Origin of the sequence: Mesorhizobium sp. M7D.F.Ca.US.004.01.2.1 (assembly GCF_003997785.1) — a bacterium.
Taxonomy (GTDB): Bacteria; Pseudomonadota; Alphaproteobacteria; order Rhizobiales; family Rhizobiaceae; genus Mesorhizobium; species Mesorhizobium loti.
Genome location: NZ_RZRQ01000316.1, coordinates 1 through 6,913, shown reverse-complemented (window position 1 = coordinate 6,913; position 6,913 = coordinate 1). Strand labels below are relative to the sequence as shown.

General features: G+C 63.1%; 6 protein-coding genes and 1 pseudogene. 5 read left to right on the top strand and 2 right to left on the bottom strand.

The features are described 5' to 3' along the window. The 4 genes and pseudogenes from EN993_RS38035 to EN993_RS28720 all read left to right on the top strand — a co-directional run. Positions 1-306: pseudogene (locus EN993_RS38035) on the top strand (lytic transglycosylase domain-containing protein); the annotation flags it as partial. A gap of 91 nt (positions 307-397) precedes the next feature. After that, a complete protein-coding gene (locus EN993_RS28730; RefSeq protein WP_127265463.1) occupies positions 398-1,597 on the top strand; it encodes an ABC transporter substrate-binding protein in 1,200 nt (399 codons plus the stop codon). Positions 1,598-1,654: 57 nt separating this feature from the next. Then, complete coding sequence (locus EN993_RS28725) at positions 1,655-2,335, top strand: thermonuclease family protein (protein WP_245468997.1); 681 nt, start codon at positions 1,655-1,657, stop codon at positions 2,333-2,335. Positions 2,336-2,530: 195 nt separating this feature from the next. Beyond that, positions 2,531-3,271, top strand: coding sequence for a GGDEF domain-containing protein (locus EN993_RS28720; protein WP_164757868.1), 741 nt, complete (start codon positions 2,531-2,533; stop codon positions 3,269-3,271). A 25-nt stretch (positions 3,272-3,296) separates the two neighbouring features. Here EN993_RS28720 and EN993_RS28715 read toward each other — a convergent pair whose 3' ends face one another. Beyond that, a complete protein-coding gene (locus EN993_RS28715; protein WP_164757867.1) occupies positions 3,297-4,874 on the bottom strand; it encodes a GMC family oxidoreductase N-terminal domain-containing protein in 1,578 nt (525 codons plus the stop codon). 43 nt (positions 4,875-4,917) lie between these two features. After that, positions 4,918-5,595 (bottom strand): FCD domain-containing protein, encoded by a 678-nt coding sequence (locus tag EN993_RS28710; protein WP_127265462.1) that lies wholly within the window; start codon positions 5,593-5,595, stop codon positions 4,918-4,920. A gap of 204 nt (positions 5,596-5,799) precedes the next feature. On the opposite strand from EN993_RS28710, the gene EN993_RS28705 reads away from it, so the two are divergent. Further along, the coding region (locus tag EN993_RS28705; RefSeq protein WP_127265461.1) for a GMC family oxidoreductase N-terminal domain-containing protein at positions 5,800-6,913 on the top strand (1,114 nt) is incomplete at its 3' end.

Here is a 6,913-nt window from a genome sequence, read left to right as displayed (position 1 = left end):
GTCATGAAGTATCGCGCCGGGCACAATGAAAGCCGGTTCTCGGCCCTTTCGGTCCGCTACTGTCAGCGTGCGCGGGCAATCCTGGCAAGGGAAGGGATTGAAGTGACCGGGCCTTTGCCGGTGGCGACGTCAGGCTTTTCCGCATTTTCGCCAGGAGGAGAGGGTGGAGCCTCTGCCCAGGGAAAAGGTGTGTGCGTGCGGCGCGTGTTCGTGCCCGGGCCGCGATACATGAAATGCGCCGACTATCGAAGTGCCGGGCAAGCAAGGCAGCTCAAGGCGCTCAGAGCCAGGCTTTTCGGCAGCTAAAAGAACTGCAGACGGCACAGCAAGTCCGCCGTAACATGACTTGAAGACCAGACCGGGAAGAATATCCGGCGGCACATGGGGTGGAGCATTCATGGAAGCTGGCCGACACGTCCACTGTCCACGGACATGGGCAATCGCCTTGGCGCTCGCCGTGATCGTGTCGGGCTGTCAGTCGAAAGGCGGCGTTTCCGAAGTGCTCGATCCGGCGGCGGTTACCGTGCCTGCCGGGCAGAATGGCGCCGCTGTTGCCGGTCCGGTCCAGGCGACCCAGTCGCTGGGCACTGGTTCGACAAAAATCACGATGCTGCTGCCGTTGTCCGCTGCGGGGCCGGCAGGGGAAAACGGCAGGAAGATGCTCGATGCCGCCAAGCTGGCGATGACGGATATCGGCAATGGATTGCTTACGCTGACGGTGGAAGACACCAAAGGCGACAGCGCGCTTGCCAGCAAAATGGCGATAACGGCCATAACGACGGGCTCGAAGGTCGTCATCGGCCCGACCGAACTGCCGGCAGCCCAGCATATTGCCACGCTGTCGGGATCGAAGCGGCCACCGGTCCTGGCGCTTGCCGATAATTTCGCCGGCGGCGCCGGGGTTTATGCCGTGCTCCTTGGCGAAGCGGACAGCGCCGCTGCGGGCGCCGCGGGACTGGCGGCGAAAGGCAGCAAGAAGTTCGTATTGTTTGTCGCGGAGGGCCCAAACGCCAGCGCCATGGAGAAGCGGGTCGCGAACAGCCTCAGCATCTATGGTGCGACCCTCGCGGTCACTCTCCCGTATTCGGCCGGTGACGGTGGCGCGAAGGTGGTCGACGAAATGGGCTCACTCGTGGACGCCCCCGACGCCGTCATCGTTGCCAGCGGCAATGACAGCCCGTCGCCCATCCTCGCCGCCCTTAAATCAAAGGGCATTCCGGGGAAGACAATCTCCGTCGTCGGAACGAACCGTTGGCTGGAACACCCCATGGATCCGCTGTTTGGGGGGGCATATATCGCCACGCTCGATCCAAGTGAAACCGGGCCGATCGCCGACCGCTTCAGGACGGCATACAACTATCCGGCCGACGTCAATGTGGCCTACGCCTATGATATGGTTGCCCTGACTGCAGGGATTGCCAGCGCGGTCGGGCCTGATGGTTTCAGCAAAAAGGTTCTCGAGAATCCAAATGGGTTTCGTGGGTCGACCGGCCTGTTCCGGTTTCGGGCCGACGGATCCAGCGAACGATCGATGCCGTTCTATCGGATTGAAAAAGGTGCTCTCAAGCTGGTTGCCAAATCGACGTCGGGTTTCTGACCGGCGAGACTCCTTGAGATCCTGTTCGCGCTGATGGGCCGGCCGGGCCGCAGCAGCTTGGCGATCGCGCTCGGAAGCCTCCTGCTTCTGGCCGGAGTCCTGCTGATCATTCAGGCCCGGGCTTTGCTTTCGGTCGATCGGCCTGTCCTTATCCCTTCGCAGGATATTGACGATACGCAGCCAATCCGGCCAGTTGCCCCCGTTACCGGCGCACAACGCCGAGAACCAGCCCGCAAGGTTGCTCAGGACCTGATCGCTCCGCCGCGGCTTGATCCCGCGGAGATCGAACGGGCCGAGCCCCGTCCGCCACTCAGCGAGCTCGGTCTCGCCGTGCCCCTGAAAACGCCGCTGCCCGGGGACTGGCGGGAGGTCTTGCTCTACCGCCCTGTTGCCACGTCGTCGGCGATGTTCGAATCCATGGGCCGGAAGGTGGTCATCAGCGGGGTGCAAGACATCGACCTCGACAGATCCTGCTCGTTTCACGAGGCCACCTGGCCCTGCGGAGAGCGTGCACGCGCCGCTTTCAATTCCTGGCTGAGGGGACGCGCGCTGAAATGTTTCGTGCCGCCGGACGTCGAGCGTTTTGCCATCGCCGCACCGTGCAGCCTGGGCAAGCAGGATGTCGGCGCCTGGCTTGTCTCCAACGGCTGGGCCATGGCGCTGCCGAGCGGTATCTACGGCAAAGCGGAGGCGACAGCCAGGGATGCGGAGATGGGCATATTCGGGCCTGCACAATAGCTGGTTGCTCAGCTCCTGATATTTTGTTTGTCAACCGTCACGGGCGCAGCTTTCCCTGGGACAGACCGATTTCGTCCGCGACCTCGACGAGATCATGCCGCCGATGCATCAAATTGGAAGGTTCCTCGAAACCGAATTGCAGCACGCCGGCTCTATACCAGCCCATCCACAGGAGATCGGCCAGTGACAAAGACAATGGCGACCACCACCGCTCCGGCATGGAAAGGCGTCGCTTGGCTGACCTTTCTGGGAACCACCGGAATTTTGGCCCTTTCCATCGGCCTCAACTATCTGCTCCTGTTCTCGGAGGCGCTGACGCCATTTGGGCGCAGCATGGTCACGGCAATCCTGTTGCCTGTTGTCCTTGGTGTTCCGCTTTTTCTGTTCCTTGGCTTGAAGCAGATCGAGGTCCGTCGCTATCGCCGGGAACTCGACAAGTCGGCAACCTTCGACACCACGACAGGCTGCCTGAACGGAGCGGTCTTCACGTCGATGGTCGAACGAAGAACAGCAAGGCCAGCGGCGCCGGGTCCGGGATCGGGCGCCTTCTTGGTCATCCATTCGGAACATTTGCGGTCCATCAACCTGCGCTTTGGTCTTGAATGGGGCGATGAGGCTTTGCGGCTCGTCGCCTCAACCATACAATCATCGGTGCGCGCGGAAGATCTGGTTGGACGCATAGGCACTTCGATGTTCGGGGTTTTCCTCTCAGGCGCCACCGAAGCGGAAGCCAGGGAAATCGGGGAGCGTATCCGGGCGCGTATCGCGCAAGTTTATTTCGCACCAAAAGGAACCGAGGATGCCCTGATCGTCAAAGTCGGCGGCGTGGTGTTCGACAACCAGGTGGAGTTCGCGGACATGTTCCGGTCCGCCGAGCAGCGCATGGCCGGCATCCAGGACGGAGCGGCGTTTGAACTGACGCACCTCCACAGCTGACAACCGCCGGGGCCAGCGCCGCCGTTCAAACACCAGGGGAATTGTCAGACGCGGCGGCCGCCGTTGACGCGGTAACCCGTGTAGACGCTGCCCAGGTTTCCGCGATGGCGACGATTGCGGCGTTGATCGGCCCGCTCGGGATCGCCGGCATCACCGAAGCGTCGACGATAAAGATGTTGTCAAAACCGTTCAGCCGCAGGTCAGCGTCGACGACGGCGTCGGCATCACGACCCATCCGGCATGTGCCAGCCGGATGATGATGGGTGGAAGCGGCCCTGGCGATGAAGGCATCGAGCTCATCATCGGACTGAACCGGTGCGCCCGGCAGGATCTCCGCATCGCGCCATTCGTCCAGAGCCGCATGATGGCCGACCATGCGTGCCCGCTTCAACGCCATCCTGAAGACCGTGCGGTCGTGTTCGGTTTCGAGATAGTGCGGATCGATGAGCGGCGCATCGTTACGGCCCGGCCCGCTTGGGGCGATGCGCCCGCGGCTTGTCGGATGGGTGACGCCGCACAGGATCGTGAAGGCGGAGCCATAGGGCGGGGCGTTCAGGCCCTCGGCCGCTGACGGAGCGACGACGCAGGCGAGCACGATGTCGGGGCTTCCCGTGGAACGGGTAGGGTCGTCACCATGCAGGTACATCAGCGATTCGGAATGCTGCAGGCGCGACGGCGGCACCGGCTTTTTCGTGCTGTAGACATTTCCAAGAGCCAGCAGATGGTCCTGAAGGTGGCGGCCGACATCGTGTCGATCGGCAAGACAGCGTATGTCAGCCTGCTTGAGGGTATCGGGACAACCAATGCCTGACCGCATGAGGATGAGCGGGGTGGACACGGCGCCGGCGCAAAGGACAATCCGGTCGGCGCAGAGCGTTCTGGTCTCACCCTCGCACACCACGCTCACGCCCGTGACCTTGTGGCCGTTCAACGCCAGATGCTCGACCTCGTGGCCGACGAGCAAGGTCAGGTTCGGCCGCGCCATGACCTGCGGCGGCAGATAGGCGTCGGCGACGCTCAGGCGCCTGCCGTCGCGTATGTTGAGCGAATTGGTGCTGGTGCCGACCAGTTCGCCGCTGTTGTGGTCAGTCAGGCTGGGAGCCCCCATGGCTTGCCCGGCGGCGATGTAAGCACGCACGATCGGACTGACCTCGGCGTCCGGCAGATAGACGTCCAGCGGGCCGCCCTTGCCGCGTGCCGGCCCGTCGAAGGCGGTGAAGGCTTCGCTGCGGATGAAGCCCGGCAACAATCCTAGATAGGACCAGCGCTCGCCGCCGGCTTGTGCCCAGGATTCGAAATCAACGGGATGGCCGCGCACATAGGCCATTGCATGCAGGCAGCTCGAGCCGCCGACGATCTTGCCGCGTGGCCATTCATGGACGCGGTTGGCGGTGAAAGGCTGGGGCACGGTCCGGTAGCTCCAGTCGTAGGCGCGGCCCTGAAGCATCGTCCATTTCAGCGGGTCGGCGATATCGGGATCGGCCGGCATCGCCCCGGCCTCGATGAGGCCGACCTGGCACGACCGGTCTTCACTGAGCCGGCTGGCAACAACCGAGCCGGCGGATCCTGCGCCGATGACCAGCACGTCGAAATGACGTTTCAATTTGAAACTCCCCGCACAGGCTCGACGTCAGAGGCTGATACGATCACGCGGCAAAGGCGCCGGCATTCGACCGTTCCATGATCTGTCTCTGCACGGACAAAAGGTGCGCGCGCATTGCGGCCTCCGCCGCTTCGGGATCGCGCTGCGAGATCGCTTCGGCGATCAGCCGATGCTCGCCGTCGCGCTGGGCGATCCGCTTGGGGCAGGTGGGCGCCGCGGTGCGCGCTACCTTCACCCGCGCATCGACCCCGACCTGACGCAGCATCTTGTAGAATTCCGCGGCGAGATGGTTGCGGGCGGCGGCGACGATCGCGAGATGGAAGGCGAAGTCGACCTCACCCGACGGGGCATTCTCCGGCGTGGTTGCCGCATCGAGGATCCGCGCCGTCTCGAAAGAGGAGGCGCGCAGCGACGCCAACCGGGCAAGGCCCGGCTCCATGATCAGGCGCAATTCCAGAACCTCGATCGGGTTGGTTACCCTGACCAGTTCCTCGCCATATCTCGGAAGGGCGGTCGGCGCCCGCCTGGCGCGTGCTGGCTTGAGATCGCCTGAATGGCGCAGCACTTCAAGCGCCTTGCGAAGCTGATGGCGCTTTACGCTCAGATGTTCCGCAAGATCGCGCTCGGACGGAAGCTTGCCGCCGCCCTGCTGCAACTGGCGGACCGCGGCAATGATGTCGTCGAGATCCGATGGTCCGACCTGCGGCTCGAATGCGCTCAAAACCAAATCTCCTGTCCGATCGGCAGACCGCCGACTCAACGTCCTGACATCATATTGTGACACGAAAACCTGTTCGACGGCACTCAACCAATTCAACCAATCTACAACTGTACGCAATGGTTGACAACACCAGTTGCGCGATGGTTGACTGCCTTCGTCGACGGTTGCCATCGCGGCGGGCCGTCTTTCTCCCGAGGATCACGCATGCCGGCTGGCGAAACCTTTGACTACGTCATTGTCGGTGCGGGATCGGCCGGCTGCGTGCTGGCGAACCGGTTGAGCGAAGACCCCGCGGTGTCGGTGCTTCTGCTGGAGGCGGGGGATTGGGACCGCGATCCGATGATCCACATCCCGCTCGGCTGGGGCAAGATACTGACCGAGCGCCGCCACGACTGGATGTATTTCTGCGAGCCCGAGGCCAATGTCGGCGGACGCAAGGTCGAATGCGCGCGCGGCAAGGTCATCGGCGGCTCTTCCTCCACCAATGCCATGGCGTATGTACGCGGCAATCGCGGCGATTACGATCGCTGGGCGGCAAGCGGCCTGACGGACTGGTCGTTCGACAAGGTGCTGCCCTACTTCAAGAAGCAGGAGCGCTGGGAGGCGGGCGAAAGCCGGTATCGTGGCGGCAGCGGGCCGCTGAACACCCAGTTCTGCCGCTACAAGGATGAACTGATCGATGCCTTCGCCACGGCCAGCCGTGATGCCGGATACCCGCAGACCGACGACTACAACGGCGCCATACAAGAAGGCTTCGGCCGCCTGCAGATGACAATTGCGAACGGCCGGCGCTGCTCGACCGCGACCGCCTATCTGCGGCCCGCCATGCGCCGCGGCAACGTCAGGGTGCTAACCGGCGCGATGGCGACGAAGATCCTGCTGAAGGATGGGCGCGCAACGGGCGTTGCCTATGCCAGAGGCGGGGCGAGCCATGAAGTTCTGGCACGGCGCGAGGTTCTGCTTGCCGGCGGCGTCATCAACACGCCGCAACTGATGATGCTGTCGGGCATAGGCGATAGCGGCGAACTCGCGGCGCATGGCATCGAGACAAAGGTTGATCGTGCGCAGGTCGGCAAGAATTTGCAGGACCATGTTTCGGTCATCCTGATGTATCGACGCAAACAGCCGGGACCGTTTCTCAAGATGATGCGGGCCGATCGTATCGGGCTGGATTTCGTCAAGACCTATCTCACCGGAAAGGGCTTTTCAGGAGATGTGCCTGGCGGCGTCGTGGCATTCCTGAAAAGCGATGCAAGCCGGCCGCTGCCGGACGTACAGCTGCTTTTCACCGCCGCACCGCTTGGGGCATGGCCTTACA

Bases quoted from the DNA above. Each gene is read 5' to 3' on its own strand.
- EN993_RS28730 (WP_127265463.1), top strand. From the start codon at position 398: ATGGAAGCTGGCCGACACGTCCACTGTCCACGGACATGGGCAATCGCC.
- EN993_RS28720 (WP_164757868.1), top strand. From the start codon at position 2,531: ATGGCGACCACCACCGCTCCGGCATGGAAAGGCGTCGCTTGGCTGACC.